Annotated in this window: 18 protein-coding genes; 7 read left to right on the top strand and 11 right to left on the bottom strand. The window is 60.2% G+C overall.

Going from position 1 to position 21107, the window contains the following annotated elements:
• Position 1: 1 nt before the first annotated feature.
• Positions 2-844 (bottom strand): sugar phosphate isomerase/epimerase, encoded by an 843-nt coding sequence (locus MOD31_RS13365; protein ID WP_166842002.1) that lies wholly within the window; start codon positions 842-844, stop codon positions 2-4.
• A gap of 206 nt (positions 845-1050) precedes the next feature.
• Here MOD31_RS13365 and MOD31_RS13360 point away from each other — a divergent pair, with 206 nt between their 5' ends.
• From MOD31_RS13360 to MOD31_RS13335, 6 genes are all read left to right on the top strand, one after another.
• On the top strand, positions 1051-2388 hold the full coding sequence (locus MOD31_RS13360; RefSeq protein WP_250820890.1) for an MFS transporter: 1338 nt from the start codon (positions 1051-1053) through the stop codon (positions 2386-2388).
• Positions 2389-2450: 62 nt separating this feature from the next.
• Entirely contained in the window at positions 2451-3344 is an 894-nt protein-coding gene (locus MOD31_RS13355; RefSeq protein WP_166841959.1) for a transketolase, read from the top strand.
• Positions 3341-4360, top strand: coding sequence for a transketolase family protein (locus MOD31_RS13350; RefSeq protein ID WP_250820889.1), 1020 nt, complete (start codon positions 3341-3343; stop codon positions 4358-4360). The genes MOD31_RS13355 and MOD31_RS13350 overlap by 4 nt, the downstream gene beginning before the upstream one ends.
• Before the next feature lie 124 nt (positions 4361-4484).
• A complete protein-coding gene (locus tag MOD31_RS13345) occupies positions 4485-5141 on the top strand; it encodes a GntR family transcriptional regulator (protein WP_223941290.1) in 657 nt (218 codons plus the stop codon).
• Between the two features lie 349 nt (positions 5142-5490).
• Positions 5491-6741: a hypothetical protein gene (locus MOD31_RS13340; RefSeq protein ID WP_250820888.1), complete on the top strand. Its 1251-nt coding sequence runs from the start codon at positions 5491-5493 to the stop codon at positions 6739-6741.
• A gap of 149 nt (positions 6742-6890) precedes the next feature.
• Positions 6891-7442 (top strand): transcriptional initiation protein Tat, encoded by a 552-nt coding sequence (locus MOD31_RS13335; protein WP_142937358.1) that lies wholly within the window; start codon positions 6891-6893, stop codon positions 7440-7442.
• A gap of 370 nt (positions 7443-7812) precedes the next feature.
• Here MOD31_RS13335 and MOD31_RS13330 read toward each other — a convergent pair whose 3' ends face one another.
• Complete coding sequence (locus MOD31_RS13330) at positions 7813-8472, bottom strand: hypothetical protein (RefSeq protein ID WP_238703295.1); 660 nt, start codon at positions 8470-8472, stop codon at positions 7813-7815.
• A 427-nt stretch (positions 8473-8899) separates the two neighbouring features.
• On the opposite strand from MOD31_RS13330, the gene MOD31_RS13325 reads away from it, so the two are divergent.
• Positions 8900-10357: a sugar transferase gene (locus MOD31_RS13325; protein ID WP_308196372.1), complete on the top strand. Its 1458-nt coding sequence runs from the start codon at positions 8900-8902 to the stop codon at positions 10355-10357.
• Positions 10358-10782: 425 nt separating this feature from the next.
• On the opposite strand, the gene MOD31_RS13320 is transcribed toward MOD31_RS13325, so the two are convergent.
• The 9 genes from MOD31_RS13320 to MOD31_RS13280 all read right to left on the bottom strand — a co-directional run bounded on the left by MOD31_RS13320 (position 10783) and on the right by MOD31_RS13280 (position 20549).
• Positions 10783-12357: a polysaccharide biosynthesis tyrosine autokinase gene (locus tag MOD31_RS13320; RefSeq protein ID WP_142937360.1), complete on the bottom strand. Its 1575-nt coding sequence runs from the start codon at positions 12355-12357 to the stop codon at positions 10783-10785.
• A 131-nt stretch (positions 12358-12488) separates the two neighbouring features.
• Entirely contained in the window at positions 12489-13487 is a 999-nt protein-coding gene (locus MOD31_RS22070) for a PqqD family peptide modification chaperone (protein WP_250820886.1), read from the bottom strand.
• Entirely contained in the window at positions 13487-14065 is a 579-nt protein-coding gene (locus MOD31_RS13310; RefSeq protein ID WP_166841954.1) for a glycosyltransferase, read from the bottom strand. Before MOD31_RS13310 ends, MOD31_RS22070 begins: the two co-directional genes overlap by 1 nt.
• Positions 14062-15159, bottom strand: coding sequence for a glycosyltransferase family 4 protein (locus tag MOD31_RS13305; protein ID WP_142937363.1), 1098 nt, complete (start codon positions 15157-15159; stop codon positions 14062-14064). Before MOD31_RS13305 ends, MOD31_RS13310 begins: the two co-directional genes overlap by 4 nt.
• The gene (locus MOD31_RS13300; RefSeq protein ID WP_250820885.1) at positions 15143-16426 is read right to left on the bottom strand and encodes a glycosyltransferase family 4 protein; all 1284 of its coding nucleotides are present in this window, start codon (positions 16424-16426) and stop codon (positions 15143-15145) included. Before MOD31_RS13300 ends, MOD31_RS13305 begins: the two co-directional genes overlap by 17 nt.
• The gene (locus MOD31_RS13295; protein WP_142937365.1) at positions 16423-17322 is read right to left on the bottom strand and encodes a hypothetical protein; all 900 of its coding nucleotides are present in this window, start codon (positions 17320-17322) and stop codon (positions 16423-16425) included. Before MOD31_RS13295 ends, MOD31_RS13300 begins: the two co-directional genes overlap by 4 nt.
• Positions 17306-18670 carry a lipopolysaccharide biosynthesis protein gene (locus MOD31_RS13290; RefSeq protein ID WP_284705405.1) on the bottom strand — a complete coding sequence of 455 codons (1365 nt, stop codon included), beginning with the start codon at positions 18668-18670 and terminating at the stop codon, positions 17306-17308. The genes MOD31_RS13295 and MOD31_RS13290 overlap by 17 nt, the downstream gene beginning before the upstream one ends.
• Complete coding sequence (locus MOD31_RS13285; RefSeq protein WP_250820883.1) at positions 18670-19995, bottom strand: hypothetical protein; 1326 nt, start codon at positions 19993-19995, stop codon at positions 18670-18672. Before MOD31_RS13285 ends, MOD31_RS13290 begins: the two co-directional genes overlap by 1 nt.
• On the bottom strand, positions 19992-20549 hold the full coding sequence (locus MOD31_RS13280) for a DapH/DapD/GlmU-related protein (RefSeq protein ID WP_223941280.1): 558 nt from the start codon (positions 20547-20549) through the stop codon (positions 19992-19994). The genes MOD31_RS13285 and MOD31_RS13280 overlap by 4 nt, the downstream gene beginning before the upstream one ends.
• Positions 20550-21107 lie beyond the last annotated feature (558 nt).

Raw genomic sequence — 21107 nt, 5'->3', positions numbered from 1 at the left:
GTTAGATGAGGTCTGTGATGAAGCTGGCTGCCTTGGCGGCAGCGGCCGGGCGCTCGCCGTGGGTGACGTCCCGGGTTTCGAGTTCCAGCGAGAAGTGGCCGGAGTAACCGGCGCCTCTCAATGCCGCCAACCCTGCGGCAAAGTTGGCCGCTCCGTTACCGATGCTGAGGTTGATGTTTCCCGGCTGGTCCCCGGAGGCAGGCTTGGCATCCCGGAGGTGGACGTGTTTGACCCGTGATGCGAAGCGGTCAACGAAGTCCACGGGGTCCCCTCCGGAGGCCACGATGTGGCTGAAGTCCATCACCAGGCCAACCTCCGAGCCAGTCAGCCGGTCGGCCAGGAGTTGGGCGCGTTCGGCGTTCCAGCACAGCCGGTAGAAGTGCAGGGATTCAGTCCACAGCTCGATGCCGAACTCTTTAGCGCGAACAGAGGCATGAATCAGCTGTTCAGCTACAACGTCGATGTCTTCTTCCAAGCTCCGCAGCGGCTCGTGATCGATCGCCCCACACGGCAGGACCAAGGCTTTCGCGCCAGTCTTGGCTGCCAAGGCGAGCAGCATCTCGAGGTGCCTCTCGCGCGCCGCTTGGGCGCCGGCGTCGAGCGTTGCGTTCAGGTCGCCGACGTCGCCGTTCACCGAGCGGACGCGCAGGTCCGATTCACGCACGACGGCGGCAACCGCCTTCACTGCCTCGGCGTCAAGCACGTACGGCACATGATCGCAGACGCCCGGAAGCGCGCCCAGATCGATCTCCTCGAAGCCGAGCCCCTGCATGGTGTGGAGTGCCGCACCCAGTTCCTGGTGGCGGAAGCTGATGGACGAGCAGCCCAGTCGTTGATGAAACATCGTCATTGATCCTCTACGTCGAAGCCTCATCGGTGAGGACTCCTTAGTGATGCAAGCCACTTTAGTTGCGTTAACTGTCAACAGTCAACCTTCAGGGTTGACTGTTGACATTGCTGGTGCGCTGCGTCACAGTTGTCGTATTATGTTGACTGTCGACAGTGAGGTCGCCGAAGAAGCGCCGCACTCTTCGAAAGGGAAAAAGACAGATGAGCAATGAAGCTCTGACCATGCGTGGTCCGGTTCATGGAACCAAGGATGCAAAGCGTGTCGCCGTCGGCTCCGGCGTTGGCGCAGTGATCGAAACTTACGACTTCATCGGCTTCGGCACGGCCGCCGCGCTGTACTTCGGCACGGCGTTCTTCCCGGGCGCTGACCCGGTAACAGGCACCTTGGCCTCCTTCGCGACCCTCGGCGTCGGCTTCGCTGCCCGTCCCCTGGGTGGCATCATTGGCGGCCACCTCGGCGACAAGCTCGGACGTAAGCCCGTCCTGGTGGCCTCGCTGATCCTCATGGGCCTGGCCACCTTCGCAATCGGCCTGCTCCCCACCTACCAGCAAGTGGGTCTTTTGGCCCCAGCGCTGTTGGTACTGGTCCGCGTGATCCAAGGCCTCGCCTTCGGCGCCGAATGGGGTGGCGCCATCCTGATGAGCTACGAGCACGCACCATGGCGCAAGAAGGGTCAGTTCACCGGAATCGTGCAGGCCGGCTTCCCAGTGGGGCTGCTCCTGGCCAACCTGGTGTTCCTGAGCAGCGTGGGCCTGGGCTCCGAATGGGCCTGGCGCGTACCGTTCCTGGCCAGTATTGTCCTGGTGGCCGTGGGCCTGATCATCCGTTCCAAGGTTCCGGAATCCCCGGTATTCGAGGACGTCAAATCCAAGGGCGACATCGTCAAATCCCCCATCGTGGAGGTCATCAAGACGGACTGGCGCAACATTGTCCGCGGCATCGGCCTGCGCATCGCTGAAACAGCAGGCTACGCAGTGTCCGTCACGTACATGATTTCCTACCTCCACACCAACAAGCTGGCGGACAAAACCGAGACCCTGGTGGCGCTCTGTGTCGCCGCCGGCATTGGCATCTTTGCCACCTACTTCTGGGGCAAGCTGACGGATAAGGTGGGCCGCCGCCCCGTCTACATCTGGTCCACAGCGTTCGCCGTGCTCTTCGGAATCCCCATGTTCATGCTGGTCAACACCGGCTTGTTCTTCCTGATCATTGCCACGATCGTGATCGCCTACGCCGTCTGCCAGAACTCCCTGGCCGGCGCACAGGGTGCCTGGTTCCCGGAACTCTTCCAAGCCAAGACCCGTTCCTCAGGTGCTTCATTGGCCTACCAGATCTCGGCCATGGTCTCCGGCTTCACCCCGTTCATCACCACCCTGCTGTTTGTCAGCATGGGTTGGATGGGACCGGCCCTGTTGTTCAGCGTCTACGCAGCGATCGGCCTGTGGGCGGCGCTCATCACCAAAGAAACCTGGGGCAAGCGGGAGCGTCAGCTTGCCGAAGAAGCCGCCAGCAAAACTCCCCAGACCATAAACGCCTAAGCACCCCTCGACGTCGGGCGCGTTCTCCCCATCGGTGCGCGCCCGACTCCGGAAGGAAACCTGTGACTCTCTCATCAATCGAAGCGGCGCCCGTAGCCGCTCCCACGGCAGAGCGCGTTGACCGTATCCGCGCCGCCGCGTACCGCATGCGCCACCACGCCCTGAATATGGGCGAGGTCCAGGGCCAGGGCTACGTTGGCCAGGCGCTCGGCGCCGCCGACATGCTGGCCGCCGTCTACGCCGATCAGCTCAGCTACCGTGCCGAAGACCCGCACTGGGAGGGCCGCGACAGGTTCCTCCTCTCTACGGGGCACTACGCGATCGGGCACTACGCTGCGCTGGCCGAAGCCGGAATCGTTCCGCTGGCCGAGCTGGAAACGTACGGTTCCGACGATTCCCGCCTGCCGATGTCCGGCATGTCCACGTACACCCCGGGCATGGAAATCTCCGGAGGCTCATTGGGCCACGGACTCACCATCGCCGTGGGAATGGCCTTGGGCCTGCGCTTGCAGGGTTCCGCATCCCGCGTGATCAACTTCCTTTCCGACGGCGAGCTTGACGAAGGTTCCACGTGGGAGGCTGCCATGGGTGCGCACCACCACCAATTGGGCAACCTGATAGCCATGGTGGACATCAATGCCCTCCAGGCTGACGGTGCCACCAACACCGTTCTGCGGACCGAGCCGGTCACCGAAAAGTGGGAATCGTTCGGTTGGTACACCCAGCGGGTGGACGGGAACGACGTCGGTGCGTTGCTGGCAGCGTTCGACAACATCGCCACGCGCTCAGCTGCTTCGGGCCAGCCGTCGGTGATTCTCTGCGACACCAAGGTGGGGCGGGGTGTACCGCTGCTGGAAAACCGCGAAAAAGCACACTTCATGCGAATCGAAGAAAACGAGTGGCAGATCTGCCGTGAGCAGCTGACTGCAGGATACGAAGGGAAGGCTGCCTCATGAGCGCCACCACCGAAGCCCCCAGCACCACGGCTGCCGTGAAGCCGAAACTCAAGACCTCGGCAATGATTGCGTCCTTCGCCGATCCCGGCCAGAAGACCGCCTCCGCCCCTTTCGGCCATGCGCTGGTCAAAGCCGCCGAAGCCGATTCCCGCATTGTTGGCCTCACCGCCGATCTGGGCAAATACACGGATATGCACATCTTCGCCAAGGCCTACCCGGACCGCTTCTTCCAGATGGGCATGGCCGAGCAGCTCCTTTTCGGTGCGGCAGCGGGCATGGCTGAGACCGGTCTTATCCCGTTCGCTTCCACGTACTCGGTGTTCGCGGCCCGGCGTGCGTATGACTTCCTGTGCCTGGACATCGCCGAACCGAACCTCAACGTCAACATCATTGGCGGACTCCCCGGCCTCACCACCGGGTACGGTCCCAGCCACCAGGCCACCGAAGATATGGCGATTTTCCGCGGCATGCCCAACCTGACAATCGTGGATCCCTGCGATTCCGTGGACATAGACCAGGCAGTGCCGCAGCTTGCAGCCTCCGACGGTCCCACGTACCTGCGCTTGCTTCGCGGCAACGTGCCCACGGTCCTGGATGAATACGGCTACACCTTCGAGCTCGGCAAAGCCAAGGTCCTTCGCGGCGGCAACGATGTTGTCTTCGTATCCTCGGGCCTCATGACCATGCGGGCACTCCAGGCGGCGGACGCCCTGGCCAAACACAACGTGGACGTTGCCGTGGTGCACACCCCCACCATCAAGCCGTTCGATTCGGAGACCGTCCTCGCTGAACTGAACACGGATCGGCTGGCCGTCACATTGGAGAACCACACCGTTGTTGGCGGCCTGTTCGAAACTGTTGCCTCCGCCGTCGTTACCGCCGGCCTGGGCAAGCGCGTGGTTCCCATCGGACTGCCGGACCAGTTCCTCGACGCCGGTGCGCTGCCAACGCTGCACGAACGCTACGGACTGTCCGTCGACAGGATTGTGGCCAAGGTCCTGGCCGAACTCGGCTAGGCTTCCGCGAGTTTTGTGCAGCTAATGCCCTTAAAACCCGCTCTAAAGGGCGTTAGCTGTACAAAAACCCACGCGCCCGTAGTATCGACTGTTAACAGTCGCCCATTGACACCGAGGAATCACTATGGCCCTAAGCGCCTCCCTGCTGGGACTGGAAAAGAAAAGCCTGCGCGAACAGGCGCTGGCCGCCCTGCGCACTGCCATCACCAGCGGCGAGCTGGAACCAGGCAAGCATCTTGTGGAGACCGAACTGTCCGAGATGCTCCAGATCAGCCGTGGGACACTGCGCGAAGCCCTGCGCCAACTGGAGCAGGAAGGCCTGATCTCCGCCGGAGCGCGTGGCCGGATGTCCGTGCGTCACCTGGACGTGAAGGAAATCCGGGACATTTTTGCCGTCCGGGGCGTACTGGAGTCCCTGGCTGCCAGGACCCTGAGCGCCATGGCCAATAAGGAAGCCGCGCTCGCCGAGCTGCGTGCCGCCGTCGATGCCATGGACAAAGCTGCGAAGTCGTCGTTGGAAGAGCGGATTGAGGCGGACCTGGAATTCCATCGGACTCTCTGCCGCCTGTCCGGCAACGAGACGTTGCTGCACTCGTGGGAGTCGTTGGAAGGTTCCATCCGCATGTCCATCATGTTTGCCGGCCTGGAACGTGCCACGCGCAATATGAGTGTGGGGCGTCATCACGACATTGTGGCCGCTATTGAAACCGGCAATGCAGCGAAAGCGCGCGAAACCATCATTGAGCACATGAATGGTGCTGCCGAAAACCTGGTGGGCTAGATTTACTCCAGAGTTCATTCAAATTTACAACCGCGAATCTCTGCGATCTCCCTAGAGTACTTTCCGGCCTGCGGCAAATAAGCTTGAAATAGCTTTCTGCGCGGTTGAACCCCCGAGCCTGACTATATATTCTCCATGCGGACCATCAGTGGTCGGATCCTTTCGCCCCTACGTGGTGCCAGTTATTGCCATTGATGAGTTATTCCCAGCAGTTGGCATCATTTAGTGATATTGATTGCAAGCAATCAAGGACGCCGTTGTGTCGTTTGGCAACGCCGGCCCCGCGCAATAGATGGTCTCTCAGGCTGAAATTCGGCCAGAAGCCACTTTCAGGAGGAGGAGCATCACCATGAACACAGGGTCGGCGGCCAGCATCCACGGAAGTACAAGTGGGGTTGATTTGTCGGAAGAACCAGCAAACTTCGCGGGGTCGTACCGACTGAAACTCCGTGTTCTGGGAGCTTCAGTCTCAGTGGTGCTGCAGGCGGGAGTAACTCCGGATCTCCACACGGAACTGCGGCGAGCATGGGAGCGCTGCCTCGATCTGTCTGACGAGCCGTGTTCCGGAAATAGCTCCGTGGCAGAGCCGGTTCACGCAGCCGGACACCCCTTTCGGGCCACAGTCTCATCGCGTGTTGGAACTACCGTGGTCACCGGCCGCACATTCAGGGAATTCGCTGCGGATCTGACAAGCGCCATAACCTTGGCGGGCATCACCGCGGGCCGGGGAGAATTGGTGATGCTGCATGCCGCAGCATTGGCGGATACGGGAACCGGCCGGACAGTTGCCCTTGTAGGGCGTTCGGGCATGGGAAAGACCACCGCAACCAGACGTCTGGGGGCTACCCTGGGCTACGTCACTGATGAAACCGTTGCCGTTGATGGCGCAGGAATGATCGTTCCATATGCGAAGCCACTATCGCTGATAGTCGAAGAACTCCCCGCACCCAAGCACCAGATCGGCCCTGACGACCTCGGACTGCTGGTGGCACCTGCCTCGCCGATGCTGGCGTTGGTTGTCCTACTGGACCGAAAGCCCAATGCGTCCACACCTAAGGTCACTCCGCTTTCTCACGCGGAGGCGATCATCGAGCTCGCACCCCACACCTCGTCCCTGGGTGAAGTCCGCCAGCCAGTGAGTCGCCTCTGTGGGATCCTCGACGCGACCGGTGGCGCGGTCCGTGTGACTTACCGCGAGGCCGGAGACTTGGCGGTGGTTTTGCCCGCCCTCCTTGAACAGCCAGCCATACGTAAAACGTGGAGGTCAGTCCTGCATAGGGGCACAGAACCGTCGTCGGAAGAACATTCGCACCTCCATGGCGCCCACTCCAGGGTCCTCAAGAGGGCTGAACTCCTCGACGCCGTTGAGATTCCCTCACCAAACGGCCAGGACCCTGAACTGATCGTGATGACCGGCCAGGGCGTAGTTCGACTTTCAGGCATTGGGCCCGCCATCTGGCACGCACTGGCTACCCCTTGCGATCTAGTCGGAATCTCCGAGCGCATCGCTCCTCATATTGGACTTCCAGGTGGATATGAATCCCATTTGCTGGAGAGTGTTGAGAAGCTTCGGTCTCACGGAATTCTGCTGGATGCATGATCAGTGAGGCCTTTGAAACTTGCATAGTACATCCCAAGCAGCAAAAAATTTGGGATAAGAGCACAATGATAAGTTCCGTTTGCACCGAAATTTCCACGACAGATTTACTTCAGTCAGCTAGCGCGCTGACTGGCTTGAAGGAGCAAACGATGACCTTGGATAAAGGTAAAGCAAAAAGTTCGACTATTGACCGGCGTAAAGTGGTTATCGGGACGGCGTGGAGCATTCCTGCAATTGCTATAGCTGCGGCAACTCCGGCAGTGGCTGCGTCACTCCCTCCGGTGGTTGTGACGCCCGGAACCGGAACCGTCATCAGCAACTGGAAGGGCGACCACCACTACGGGAGCTTCGAAGAGGATCTGGATCAACGAGCCTACGATTTCCCCGTCACGGTAAAGGACGCCAACGGCAACCCTGTTGTAGGCGCTACGGTCACCGTCACCGTATCCGGCCAAAATGGCGACGGCGACGTCCTGGGTATCTACGCGTACCCGGCGCCGGATAACGGCGGACCAGAGTCGGATCAGAGCCGCAGTGTCACCGTCGTCACGGGTGCAGATGGTGTTGCTCTCTTTGCTGTGAGTACTCAAAACCTGGCATCCAGCGAGAGGCCTTCCACCGCAACCATGACTGTGACCGTGACCTACAACGGCACCACCACTGTGTCCGTCATCAGCGTTGTCTTGACCGAATCTGACTAGTAGCCGAAACGTTGGCTGCCCTGCCTTTGATGGGGAGGGCTCTTGCAGTTCCGCTCGTCCCGGGTGGTGGGTGTGTCCGCCCAGCCCGGGAAGGCGCACCTACGGGTTCGACGCTATTCGTCGGGCCCGTAGGTTGCGTTTCAGGGTCTTTTAGAGAGTCTTCACTTACGTACCTGGACTCTTCCTAGTTGCCCACTGCAACCCCGCGCTACTCCCGTTGTATCGCGGCCAGGATCACTTCGCTGTTGGCGTTGCTGCGGGCAAGGCTCGCTGCTGTCTGGTTTGGCACTTTCAGTGGCTCATGCCCGATGCCCCAATCTCAGTGGTGGAGCATGGAATCCCTCAGTGGCATAGGCCGCCTAAGGCCTGTTCACCATCGCCCGGAGGCATGCCACTGAGCGTCAGTGTGGCTGTATCCAATCTCCTGGAGTGCATTCGCCAGCTCCCCGCGTGTGGCGCATTTGAGGCCTGCAGCAGCAAGTTTCCGGCGGCCGCGGAAGAGATGGCCCCGGACGGTGGTGGTACGGAGTCCGAGCGCTGAGGCCAGCGACGAAGCTGTCAGGGCCCGGCGTTGCGCGAAGAGTTCCAAGACTTGGATTTCACGATCGGTGAGCCTGGTGCCGACTCCCGGCTTTGCCGGAAGCGTGGGGGCAGAACCAACCACCACCTCTTCAATCCGCCGTGGAATTTCCGCAGGTGTTGAGTCATCATCCAGGATGGCAACGGCACCCTCTGCGCCTAGCGCAGAGCGTTGAGCTGAGCTCACCCTTCCCAACACAATGCAGCGTCGGCCGGTCGCAGCAATAGTGCGGACCTTCAGCGGAAGAGGGACTTCGTCATCAAAAAAGGCGTCCAGCGCTATCCAGTGGGCAGCTCTGGGATGATCCCGTGAGAAGGAAGCCCAGGAACTGTAGACCTTCCCCAGCGTTGTGGCTTTTGCACTGCTTTCCCACTCAGACATGACTGCGCTGTTGAGAACTGGATTCCTGTGGATGAAGTCGACGTCAAAGGTGTATGCAACAGCTCCCATTTTGCCCCCTGATCGATGGCTAGGCCCGCGCTTTCAACGCGCCAGCTATGTGTAGATGTCGATCTGACACATGAGTAAGTTAGCCCGCTCTTTTCGCCCTATCAGTGGCCTTTCCTGTGTTGGCTAAGTGTTGTGGGGCGAGGCTCGGCGAGCGTTGTGACCTGCGCGGCACCGGGCCTACACCCCTAGTACTTTGGGAGTAGTCAGAGCACCTCAGGTCACCAGCGCTTCCATAATCAGACAGGCGGAGCAACTCCGCTTTCAGTCGGGAGTGAGTAGATGACCGAACAAGAGAGGCCACGATGCCAACCTTCCTTGCCTGTTCCGGTCATTCATGCGGGATCTCTTGCCTCACTCCTTCCGGAACCATCAGCTAGCCACATGGGATTTTTTGGTGTTGACATTGATGAATAAACCCACCCAAAGTGTGAGCAGTTCACGCCAGGTAAATGACAAGCTGGACATGCTTGAGCATGACGGCCGGGTAAGAGTCCTGCTGGTTGATTTCCTGTGCATTACGTGGGCTGTCGCGATTGCCGAGCTCCTCCGCTTCGGCCTGGAGCGACCCTCATTGGGCATAGGGTCCGTTCAGACGCCGTACCCGCTGGTTAGCGTGGTCCTCGACGTCCTGTGGTTGATTACCTTGGGGGCCCTAGGAACCCGTGGGCACCGAATCCAAGGCTTCGGCACTGAGGAGTACAGGCGGGTGACCACGGCTTCCCTGTGGCTGTTCGGAGGCATAGCCATCTTCTCGTACGTGTTCCAGCTCGACACTGCCAGAGGCTATGTGGCGGTGGCCCTGCCATTGGGCACCATCAGCCTGCTCATCGGCCGGTGGGCACTGCGGAAAGACTTGATCCTCCGGCGGAAGTCCGGCCAGCATCTGCGCCGGGTTCTTGTTGTTGGAGGGGCCCCGAGTGCTGCCCACCTTATTCAGCAACTCCGGGCCCATCCGGCTGCCGGCTACCAGCCTGTGGCCGCATACTTAACCACTCCAGATGCTTTCGACCCTTGGCCGGAAGGGCTCGACCTGCCTGTCATGGGCAAGGGCAAGGACCTGGAAGGAATATTGGCAGCGGTGGAAGCCTCCGCGGCGGACTCCGTGGCCATATCCGGCGCAGACGTTGACCCGCCCATATTGCGGCAACTTGGCTGGGCGCTAACCGCTCGCGACATCGGCATGTTCATGGCTCCTGCGCTGACCGATGTGGCAGGTCCGCGAATTCACATGCAGCCTTTGGCCGGGTTGCCCCTGATCCATGTCACCACGCCTAAGTTGGAGGGCCTGAAAGCTGTAGCCAAACGCGGGCTGGATGTCTCTGCGTCGTTGGTCATACTCACTATCCTTGCCGTCCCCATGTGCGTCGTTGCCCTTTTGGTCAAACTCGACAGCTCTGGCCCGGCAATGTTTCGGCAGACGCGTATCGGTCGGTCCGGTGAAGTCTTCAGTATGCTGAAGTTTCGATCCATGGTGACCGACGCCGAGCAACAACTGTCCCGGCTCGCCGATCTCAACGAGGGCAACGGAGTCCTTTTCAAGTTGAAAGACGATCCTCGCGTCACAAGGGTCGGCCGATTCATCCGTCGGTATTCCATTGACGAGTTGCCCCAACTCTTCAATGTCCTCATGGGCGACATGAGTTTGGTGGGTCCGCGTCCGCCGCTTCCGGTGGAAGTAGAAACCTACGACGACTTTGCCCACCGCCGGCTCTTGGTCAAACCCGGCCTTACGGGTCCATGGCAGGTTAGCGGGCGCAGCGATCTGTCCTGGGATGACTCGATTCGCCTTGACCTCTACTACGTAGAGAACTGGTCCATGTTTCAAGACATGATCTATCTCCTGCGAACCGTGAGAGCCGTCTTTGCCAAAGACGGCGCCTACTAGAAGGTTCCTCGTCGGGGGCTCGCTGCTGCGGGAGAGCATCCAGGACCGATCCCCGAGTCCGGCTCAAAAGCGATCCATTGTGTCTGTAGTGGGGATGTCACGTGGCACCTAGCGCAGTGCGTCGCTCAACGGTTTGCCATTGGCAAGAATCCAGGTGCTGGAAATCGCACCCTGGGGTGTTGTGGCTGGCATAGTCGCCTTCGGGAAGATACCGAAATCCGATGCATAGTAAACCCGTCTGGCGCTCTTCGTCACAGCGATTGCAGCTGCCTCTGGCACCGTCTCGGCGAAAGCTGCCCCGGCCGCCAGGGCAAACCCTCCGGTGGCGATCAATGCTCGCCGGCGAAAGCTGAGGGCATTCGTTCATGCCGGAGAAATCGCAAGTTTGGTCCTCACGGTTCAACCGACCCCTCGAGGCAGTACATCTAGCCCGGAGGGGCCGAACGCCGGCCTCTGGAGCCATCCTGAGATGCACGCCATCGGCTGAGGGGATCCGACGCGGTTTGTCCCTCCTGGCTTCCAGGCAAAGAATTCACCGGGTGAGCCTCAAGAGCCCTACCGGGAGCAGACGGTGGATTGTTTTCGGGCGTCAGTGGATTGTGGCCCTGCAAGTCTTCGGCGCTTCCGTATGCTCCGTAGTAGCCATAATTGAGATCTCCGGGACCCTTGGTGGATACGCAGTTAAGAATGACGCCCAGGACGCGCCCGCGCACACGAGTAAGGTTGCCGAGGGCGCGGTACAGGGTGTCACGGGTTGTCTTACGTGCCCTTGCTACCACAAGCGTGCCGTCTGCGACTCGGGAAAGTACAGCGGCGTCAGTGACGGGGAGCAGCGGCGGCGCATCGATGAGGACCATAGCTCTCAGCGACAGTTCCCTGAGCAGATGTTCCATGGCCCGTGAGCCAAGGAGTTCGGAGGGATTCGGGGGGATGCGACCAGCTGTGAGGATCCGGAGGTGGGAATTCGGACCCCATTCCTGAAGTACGTCATCGATGGCCGCCCGGCCCGAGAGGATGTCCGTCACACCAACGTCCGGCAAGACACCAAAAACCTGATGAACTGTGGGACGGCGAAGATCCGCGTCCACAACAATGACGTCCCTGCCGGCAGCGGCTATGGTCGCCGCCAGGTTGCTGGTGACTGTGCTCTTGCCTTCGGAGGGCAAGGAACTGGTAATCAGCAGGATTCGGGGAGGGTTGTCTACATCAATGAAGTCCAGATTTGTGCGTAGTTCCCTCAAGGCTTCAGCCATGGCATGGCCGCCGGGAACCCGATGAGTTCCCGCAGTATTTTCAAGTACGCTCGACTTTTCGCTGAGCCGTTTGTCCAGAGGCAAAGTACCCACGACGGCCAGGCCAAATAGTCGCTCAATCTCGCTGGCTCCGCGAATCCTCCGGTCCAGGTGGTTTCGTGCCAGCGCGTAGCCAAGACCAATGAGCAATCCCGCGGCCAGTCCAATGCCCAGCGTTGCCGTCAAGAGCGGTGAAACGGGGGCCGATGGAAGGCTCGCCTTCGCCAAAGGGACGATCTTGGTGACGGGTTCTGTCCCGGGGCTGGCATTTCCTTTGTCCAAGTCGTAGACCTGCGCGGCCAAGGCGGTCACCCACGCATCAGCTACGTTCTGGGCTGTCTGGGGGTCGGATGACCGTGCAGTGATCCGGATTTCCACCGAATCGAGGGGGACACTCACGCTGATCGATCTAGTGATGTCCGGGGCCGATTCCTTCAAGCCCAATGACTTGATGACGCTTTCAGCTACCAGGATGGACTCGCCCACCGACTGATAGCCCTTGGCTTTGGACTTGGCGAGGCTGTCTCCCGCCAGGGACATGCCAAGGTTTTCGGCCCCCGCTGCCACCACTATTCCGCTTGACTCCGCTGAGTAGATCTTGGGCTGAAGCGCATACCACCCCAGGGATCCTCCCACCATCAACACTGTGATGAGCAGGATCCCGAGCCAGTGTGAGCGGACTACGGAAAGGAGGTCATTGCCCGACATCCCTTGAGGTTTATCGTCCTGCAGCAATTGTGTGGTCCTCTCCATGCATGCCGGGTGCGTACTATTTCAAGACTTGTAGTGTCAGTCTCGGTACTGCTGTGGAGCACTGAGTACCTGATAGGCCGCGCGCCTCAGTACCGTGATCCGCCGTCGTTACCGGGGGTGTCGCAACTCGCGGCGAGGCCATGGAAAGCCAGCCCGGCCAGAAAGTTCCTGACTTGCTGGGCCACGGAAGGTTCATCTGCTCCCGAGTAGGCGCTTGCCAGCTCCATGAGAATGTCGGTTTCAGTACGTGTTCCGTCAATGAGTTCCCAAATCGCGGCCGCCGACCCCTGAAGGACGAGGGGGAAACCGAGTTCCACATTCAGCACCACCACGCGCTCTTCACCCAAGGCCGGAACTTCAGCCACGGCTTCTGCCCTGTGCCAGAACTGATTTACGTCATGGCATCCGTGGTGCTGCTGGGATTGTTCTCCGTATTCACCCCCCAATTTGTCCGTAGTTGGTGAGGGCCCCCCGCGGCCTTTGAGCATTTGCTGTACGGGCGAAGGCGCCTGACCTGCGGTAGGGCTGGCCAGGCTCTGATAAACGTCCTCAAGCTGACTGGTGACCGCGTACATGGAGAATCGTTCCCTGGCCAGTCCGACGGCGGCTGCGGCCGCCGATGCTCTTAGCCCCGGCTCTTCGACAAAGCGGCGCATGGCTGCGGAGAGTGCCTCGACGCTTGAGTCCGAGACGATCCCCGCCCCTGACTCAGCAATGAACGGGGCGAGCCCGCAGCTGTCTGTCACGATGACGGGGACACCCACGGACATGGCTTCAAGGACGCTCATGGGAAACGGCTCGTTGACGGAGGGCAGCACATACACGGATGCTTTCCGCATACGGTCAAGCGTGCTGCCGGGCTGCAGCGGCCCTTCTATCCGGATCCAGTCTGAGGTCCCGGTATCCAGAATTTGTTGCCGCACTTTGGACTCTTCGCCTTCGTCCGGCCCCACGAAAGCCACTTCTATTTGCTTGTCAATGGTCTTGGCCAGCATGGCGGCCGCATCGACCAGCACCGTGGGCCGTTTTCGACTATGCAGCCGGGCCAGGTAGAGAAATTGAAAGGAATTATTCGCCGTATTCACTACGACCCACCGTTCATAGCGACGTCGGCCTGAGGCACTCCGTTGACGAGCCGTTCGAGGGTTTGGTGACCGTCACCTAGAAGTTCTCCCAAGGATTTCTGTTCCTCGGGCGTCAGCCAAAAGCACCGTTGGCTGGCGCGCAGCACACGAAGGGTAAGCAGCCGGTCCAGGATCTTCGCCAGCTTCTTGTCGGATTCGTCGATCATGCCGTGTGTTTGGACCACGAAGGGTGTTCGCCGGATCAGGCAGAGGAGGGCAGCCGGAAGCATCACCAAGTCACGTGCCAGGTGAAGATGGACAACATCTGCACCTTTGAGTGCCCACCATAGGGACGGCAGCATTGTCGGTGCGCAGAGCCCGGCGAACCCGGTGCGGGGGACAATCTGGAGGGCCTTGAAAAGTCGGGTCCTTACGCCTGGACCAAAGTACGAAGGGTCCACATGCCCGCGTGCACCAGCGAATACCTGCACCTGATGTCCCCGTTTGGAAAGCTCTGCCGACTGGTTTTGAGCCACCCGAACGGGCCCGCCGTATGCTCCGTCCGGACTGACCAGCGTTACTACCTGCACAATTTTCATGGGGTGTGACTCCTGCCCCTACCGGACACCAACAACGTTCGCTTGATCGCCGCGAAGTACCGGTCAACCATGACGCTCTCCCGATGTCGGTCCGCATGGGATATGGCGTCTCGCCGCCGCGCGGCAACGTCCTCCGGATTGCTGAGCAGTGCCCTCAGGTGACCGCTTAACGACGTCGGGTCCAAGGGCGTGAAGCCTATGGCTTGCTGACCGGCGGCATCAGGCAGTCCGCCATGATCCGCATAAACCACCACGCACCCGGCGGCGGCCGCCTCCAGAGCCACGGTTCCGAAAGGCTCGGGCATCCGACTCGGTATAACGACGATGGAATTCTGGTTCAGAATCCGGTTGGCCTCCTCCGGACCCTTGGAGCCAAGGAACTTTACTGCCTTGCCCAAACCGCTCTCTTCGGCGAGGGTCTCCAGTCGTTCACGTTCGGTACCATCACCCACGATTGTCAGTGTGAAGCCGTCGTTCTCGCCTACCAGATCAGCTGCTGCCTGGATGAGGAGGTCCACGCCTTTGTCTTGGCTGAGCCGGCCTAAATACACAATGCCCAACGGAGCGCGCACTTCGCCGTCGAGGACGTTGAAGAACTCATCCCGGTAGCTGTTAGGGATCACTTCAACATCACCTTTGATGTGATCCGCCAAAACCTTACTGTTTGCCACAAGGACATCGGCCCGCTCAATAATTTTGTACTTAGCTGAATACTTCAGCCGCTGAAGGCGGGACAGTTCCTGCCCCGGCATGGTCACCCACATCCTGAGGGTGACCATCCAGGGCTTGCGGATGAGTACCAGAGGCCACCACAGCGATATTGCCGGGTTGTTATGGAATACGACGTCGGCCCTGTTCACCAGCGCTAACAGTCGCCATGGTTTTGGCTTCCGGATGACTTCGTAAGGGAATGTCTTCGTCGGGTGCGCTTCTGGTGTGTTGGTGATGACTGTTACGTCGGCACCATGACGCATGAATCCACGGGCCAGAATGTCGGAAGTAATTTCAACTCCGCCGACACTCGGGTGGAACACGTGGGCCACCACTGCGATTTTCAGTGCTCGTTCGGTCTTGAGCTTAGTGACCACGAACACCACTTCCAATCTGTTGAAAGAATTGCGCTGTCCCGTCGCGAAAAGGCCCCCATCCGGAGGCTCTGGCTATCTCCAGGGCTTTGGCACTCCGCGCTTCAACCAGCCCGGGATCGTCCAGAAAACGGTGAAGTTCAGTAGCAATCTGTTCAGGTGCGAAGCGATCCACTATGGCGCCCGCTCCTAGGGCCACGAGGTCGTCAACACCGCTGCCGGCCGTGACCACCGCGGGCAGACCCTGACTGAGTCCTTCCAAAGCGGCAAGCGAACGACCCTCAACAAGACTCGGTAGCAACAGCACGTGGTGCTTGCGCATTTCCAGGAGAATTTCGCTCCTTGGCATCGTCCCGCGGTAATCCACCGTGCGGAGCATGTCTTCAAGGGCTGGAAAAGTCTCGCCGGGAAGTTGGCCAATGGCCGTGACGTGGACGGCGGAAGAGAGGGCCTTGGCCGCTGACACAACGTCAGCGATCCCTTTCATGCCTACGATGCGGCCCACAAACAAGACCTTTAGCGGACCGCGCCCGTCCCACCTCAAGGGCTTTTGCCCGGGATGGACATCAGGACAGCCATAGGGAATCTCAGTGATGTGGCTGTCAATGCCGGCCGCGCGAAGGCTCTCAGTGACCTGTGCCGACGGTGAGATCAGCCGGGTTGCCAACGCTAGCTCAAGGTCTTCCATGGCATGGACCTTGCTTCTGGATAAGTCCTGACGCGCCGTAACGGCCCATCCCGGTGCGCGGCTTTGAAGCTGACCTGCCCAGCTTCTGGTGGTAGCCCAGTGAACGTGAGGAACTTCCAGAATCGTTTCCATGCCGCGTTCCCTGGCCGCCCCGAACACTCTTGAAGCGAAGGTCGAGTATCCGTAGACGGCCCCAGGCTGATTCAGCCGGCTGAGGGCCTTGATCGCCTTGTTCTCCACCTGCCGTGCGACCCAGTGCGCGGAGAGCGGACCTGATCCTGAGCCAAGCCGTCTCAACGCCGCGGGCTGTGCGCGCAGGAGAAGGTTGCGAACAAGTTCACTGGCCGGTGTGACGTGCAGCTGCTGGCTTCCGATCATGGGAAAAAGCCGGCGTTCAACCAATGACTTTGCGGGCCGGAGCCATGACAAGGCCTCCGACTCTGTCCAGCCGATGGAGGTGATGAAGGCAGATAGTTGACGGTGCTCGCTGAGCGCGGTCAGGGTTTGACGGACATTCTCGTTACCGAAGGGGTGCACAAGGACCGTTTCCACATCGGTGGCGGAAGCGTGCTGCGTGGACTCACTCATGGCGCGTTGACGATGTCGGCGGCGATGGTGGCTATGTCATGGGGCCTGAAGACAGCAGCAATTTGCAGGTCGTTGCGGCCGCCTTCTACGTTCTCGCTGTGCAAGGCCTCTCTTTGCGAACGAGGATACATGGTGAGGTGTTGCCCCGCGGCGGCCACCACCCGCCGTCGATATCCATTGCGGATGGCCAGGGCGTTGAGCCAGATATCGTCGGCACGTGGAGCCACTTCCCGGAAAGCAGTCCCAGCCTCACGTATGGCTGACTGAAGCCTGGGAGGCAAGAGCGCGCCGGCCCCGCCCGTCAGGAAATTGGCGTGGCTGGTTGACCCGGTGGGTGCCGGGGCCCATGAGTTGTAGTCCTCCAGGGCGCATCGCGCCGCATCAGTCCTCATGCGGTGCGCACGATAGGCAGGAATTTCATGGGCATGCCCGGCGGCTCCAAGGAGGCCCTCAAGCCAACGCCGTGGGTACATTAGGTCATCGTCGGCTAAGACGAGGTCCATGCGGTCAGTGGTGAAATCACGACAATAGGGAAAGTACTTCTTGTGAGGTCCGAGGTCCTCGCAGGGAAGAATTTCCAACCCGCGGCGCTGAAGACTCCTGAGCATGGGGTACGTGGCTACCTCGAAATCCGGCTTGTCGACCCACAGAATCATCCGTGCCGGACGTACTGAACCCGCTGCGATGGACTCCAGGGCATGGGCAACGATCCCCAACCGGCGGCCATAGGAGGTCATGCTCACCACAACGTCCGCTGAACCCGTTATCTTGTGCCGGCTGAAACGGTTGCGAAGCCTGAGCATACTGATGAGCCCGGCCTTGTACGCAAGCCGGGGAACTCTCGGCAGGAGACTGTCCAAGGCAAGCTGTGGCCCTGGATTATGAGGAGACGGCATGTACGTTCTTCTTTCCTGTCAGGTGTTTGATCGTGGTGCGGACCAGTTGGAAATCCATCCGCCTGAGTCCGTAGAAGCCCCGCATTGCCATGCCGAAATGCGTCCGTAGCCAGACGATGTTCATGGTGCCGGCGACGACACTGCCGGCCAAAGTGGCCAACGCAGCTCCCATCGCACCGAGGGCGGGTACTGCCGCCAAGAGAGTGGCGGTGTTGAGCAGCGCCCCAATGACCATTCCGAAGCTGCGCAGCCCGGGCCGGCCACGAGCGCTCAGACCGGCGCCCGCGACGGAACCGGTGGTGCCCAAGGACACTGCCGCAAGAATTACCCAACACACCGGTACGGCGTCATTGAAAGCCGTACCGAAAAACGTGGGGATGGCCCAAGGAAGGACCAGGCCGATTGCGACGGCCGCCAACCCAGTGGCTGCCGCCGTCAAGCGTGAAGTCTGTTGCAGACGCTCTCCGTCGTCGCGCTGGTGGGAGTCCTCCGCGTCGGAGGAAAAGACGACGTTTCGCACCGCTCCGGAGAGCAGGGCGGGGATCTCACCCAAACTGACCGCCACCGAGTAAAGTCCGAGCTGTGCAGCGTTCCCGAACGGAACCATCAGAAGCTGGTCGAGGCGCAAAAGAACCACACCTGCCAGGGAGCCCACCCACAGACGACTTCCATAGTTGAACAGCCGCACCCTTGCAGCGGTGGCATTTCTCCACCCGCGCCGATACATGATGAGGAACGGCAGAGTCACCAGGCCCTTCAATAGGGGGAAGCCCAGCATCACTATCGTCGCTGCCTGCGGGGTCAAAAGATGTGCTGCTGCCAGGGCGGACAGCGCAACAAGCCGGAGGACCGACAGGGCCAGATCAATCCTTGCCGATAGCCTCCATGCGTGGTTCCCGGCCAGGACACTGTTCGGTATTGAGGCCCAGAAGGTGGGAACGGTCAGGATCGCCGTAAGGAAGATGAGCTGCTCAATCTCCAGGTTTCCATCGGAGAGGAGAGATGCGCTTAGCGCCACAAGGGCCGCTGCTGCCAGCCCTAAGAGTGTGAGAATCCAAAAGGCCCGTCTAACTGCCCTTCGGGCGCCCCGCGCCTGCTTGGCAACAAAGAAAGTGAGCGCCTCTGGAATGCCAAGTGCGCCGATTGCCACCGCGAACAGCATGGGAGCCATTCCGGCAGCTAGCTCTCCCCGGCCGGCAACACCGAGGGATTGGGCCAGAATTGGAGCCGTAGCCAGTGACATCAGTGGGGTAATTGCCGAGCCGGCTACCGCATGGAATATCCGGCTTCCATGGCTATCCGTTTGGGTAGCATCCACACTCGACAGAGGGCGTATTCGAATCCTCATCAAGCGGGTACCCGCGTTACTGGAAAACCCGATGATCCACCCGTTGGCCGCAACTCATGAGATGAAGCCCGATGGATGCCGTCCACTGCCGGCAAGGTGCGGGTGGAACGGTAGCTCGCCATGGCGAGCACGAACCAGAAAAGGTGAATGTCGATCGAGTTGCCACCGATTGAGATGTAGCCGTTGATGGCCACGATGATCAAGGCTGCCGCCGCGGCGCCCGGCCAACTCCCACGGTCCTTGATGTCGATCTGAGCAAAAAGTAGGCAAATCATGAAAATGAAGAACGCTACTGCAGCAAGAGTTCCGAACATGAGAGCCATGATGAAGTAGCCGTTCTCAAGGCTGGAGCCCAGGGTGCCCACGCCCTTGAGGTCCCTAGCTCCCGGGTAACCGCCAGCAAAAAAGTCCGCCGTATGGTCCCAAAACCAGTCGAACGCGGCCACTCTTAGGGCGGCCGAGCCGTTGTCGTCCTCGAACTTTCGCAGGAGCTTCTCGCCGGCCACCCCCTGGACGCTGACCAGAAGGGCTATGAGGACCACAGCGGCGAAGAGAATGCTTCGGATGACTTTTCGTCCTCCGATGATCACCAGGAAGACGAATCCGGCCACCGTAAGAATGAGGCCCATGCGACCGTAGGCTAGCGGCACAGTCACGAGGAGGACCGCCGCCAACGCAAAGCGCAGCAGCATTGACTTGATCAAGGCAAGGAGCGGCATAGTGGCAGCAAAAAGGACACCAACCTGGATGCCGTGGCCAAAGGTTCCAATAGCGGCGCCAAGCTCGGAGGTCGTCCCGCTCAGCCAGATCCTGGAGAAGTCGCTTTCCCACACCACGGGCCTGCCTGTGGCCACTTGGGCCTGCGAGAGCACGGCCTCCGCCAGTGCCAGTAGCGCAAACGTCAGAAGAAAGGCCTTGCCTGCCCTTGGCAATGAGCGGATCGAATATCGCATAAACACGAAGACGTAATACGGTGCCACCACGATGCCAAGGACGAACATCGCTGTATCCAGCAATCCCGCGCTTCCGGGGTTTCCGACGTCGGTCATCATGACCGCCGCCATGCCACCGATGGTTGCTTGGGGCAAAACCCCTGCAGAACGGATCACCCGCCCAAAGACGCTTGGGGTGAATGCCAACTGGACGAGGATAAAGCAGAGGAAGAGGTACGTCGAAGGGTGCAACCCGGGCATGACTTCGTTTTGAACCACCCCCGGAACCAGGATTCTCGCCACGATCACGGCAACCAGCACGATGTGCATGCGACGCACAAAAACGACGCTGAAAACCAGACCGAAACCCAACCAGACGATCAGCGCAGTCAATGCGGCGCTCCGTCTGCCTTGGCTTTCACGGCGGGCCATGCAGTGCCCGTCGGTGCCAGCAGGCGTGTCCCGGGCTGTAGGTTCTTCACTACCAATGCGCCGGCTCCCACCAGGCACGAAGCGCCGATTTCCACGCCGCGCAGCACTGTTGCGCGGGCTCCTATCCAGCTGCCGTCACCAACCACAATCGGAGCGTTATCGAACTCAAAAGTTGGGGAGTCGTACGAATGGCTGCCGGTGCAAATGAAGACATTTTGCGAGATGCAGCAATCGGAACCAATGGTGACAGGCTCAAGATTGAGGATCCAGGCATCGACTCCGATCCACACGTTGTCACCGATTTTCAGCTTCCACGGCCAATGGATTTTGACTCCATGGCGGACTTTTACACCTTGCCCGACGGAGGCACCAAAAGCCCTGAGGATTCGAACCCGCAATGATGACGGGCACCACCAGGTGCTGAAGACAAGATTTTGAACGGCGAACCAGGCCGCTTGCCAGAGTAGTCCGCGGCCTTTGTGGTAGCCGGCCCCGGTGAACCCGGCCAGATCCATGCGGCTCATCCTTGGTGGAGTTCCAAGGCATAGGCGTGGCCTGCGGTTGATACTGAACATGCCAGCGGCCTCGTCGTGGTGTCCATTTGTCCTCGGCATTCTGTCATTCGGATACCCCTTGATTCTTGCCAGAACGCACACCCCCTAGAGCCGGATGGCCTCACTTTCTCAGTAGTGCGGCGTGCCGCTTATCCACGGTGCAGGGGCAACCAGTCACAGGATGCTGCGCTGTCACCATCCGGTTCCGCTCTCTTGCTTTCCGGGTCCTCCGTGGTGGTGTGTGGCTATTCCGTGTTGGCGCAAAGTCCATCTGCGTATCGGGCAAGGACAGGTCAAAGCGGAGCGAAAACCAGCGTCTTCTTCCTCTACACGCAGATGCTTTCCACTGCCACACCTAATACGGGGAGGACCTCCACGGAGGGTTCGGGTTCTCTAGCGTTCTGCTATCCCCGCGGCGGGCCCCGCCACTGAGAATGGGCTCCCATTGGGGTCTAAGGGGCGCAAACCCCCTTCCACAATCGAGGGGTACCCGATTGAAAGAATGCTGAGGACAAATGG

The sequence above is a fragment of the Paenarthrobacter sp. TYUT067 genome, from assembly GCF_023656375.1.
Classification (GTDB): Bacteria; Actinomycetota; Actinomycetes; order Actinomycetales; family Micrococcaceae; genus Arthrobacter.
This window is presented reverse-complemented; position numbering and strand designations above follow the sequence as displayed.

Coding starts and splice junctions, on each gene's coding strand:
- MOD31_RS13290 (WP_284705405.1), bottom strand. CDS start 18,670: ATGAGGATTCGAATACGCCCTCTGTCGAGTGTGGATGCTACCCAAACG.
- MOD31_RS13310 (WP_166841954.1), bottom strand. CDS start 14,065: ATGAAAATTGTGCAGGTAGTAACGCTGGTCAGTCCGGACGGAGCATAC.
- MOD31_RS13300 (WP_250820885.1), bottom strand. CDS start 16,426: ATGAGTGAGTCCACGCAGCACGCTTCCGCCACCGATGTGGAAACGGTC.
- MOD31_RS13340 (WP_250820888.1), top strand. CDS start 5,491: ATGAACACAGGGTCGGCGGCCAGCATCCACGGAAGTACAAGTGGGGTT.
- MOD31_RS13320 (WP_142937360.1), bottom strand. CDS start 12,357: ATGTCGGGCAATGACCTCCTTTCCGTAGTCCGCTCACACTGGCTCGGG.
- MOD31_RS13280 (WP_223941280.1), bottom strand. CDS start 20,549: ATGGATCTGGCCGGGTTCACCGGGGCCGGCTACCACAAAGGCCGCGGA.
- MOD31_RS13295 (WP_142937365.1), bottom strand. CDS start 17,322: ATGCCGTCTCCTCATAATCCAGGGCCACAGCTTGCCTTGGACAGTCTC.
- MOD31_RS13335 (WP_142937358.1), top strand. CDS start 6,891: ATGACCTTGGATAAAGGTAAAGCAAAAAGTTCGACTATTGACCGGCGT.
- MOD31_RS13365 (WP_166842002.1), bottom strand. CDS start 844: ATGTTTCATCAACGACTGGGCTGCTCGTCCATCAGCTTCCGCCACCAG.
- MOD31_RS13330 (WP_238703295.1), bottom strand. CDS start 8,472: ATGGGAGCTGTTGCATACACCTTTGACGTCGACTTCATCCACAGGAAT.
- MOD31_RS13350 (WP_250820889.1), top strand. CDS start 3,341: ATGAGCGCCACCACCGAAGCCCCCAGCACCACGGCTGCCGTGAAGCCG.
- MOD31_RS13345 (WP_223941290.1), top strand. CDS start 4,485: ATGGCCCTAAGCGCCTCCCTGCTGGGACTGGAAAAGAAAAGCCTGCGC.
- MOD31_RS13360 (WP_250820890.1), top strand. CDS start 1,051: ATGAGCAATGAAGCTCTGACCATGCGTGGTCCGGTTCATGGAACCAAG.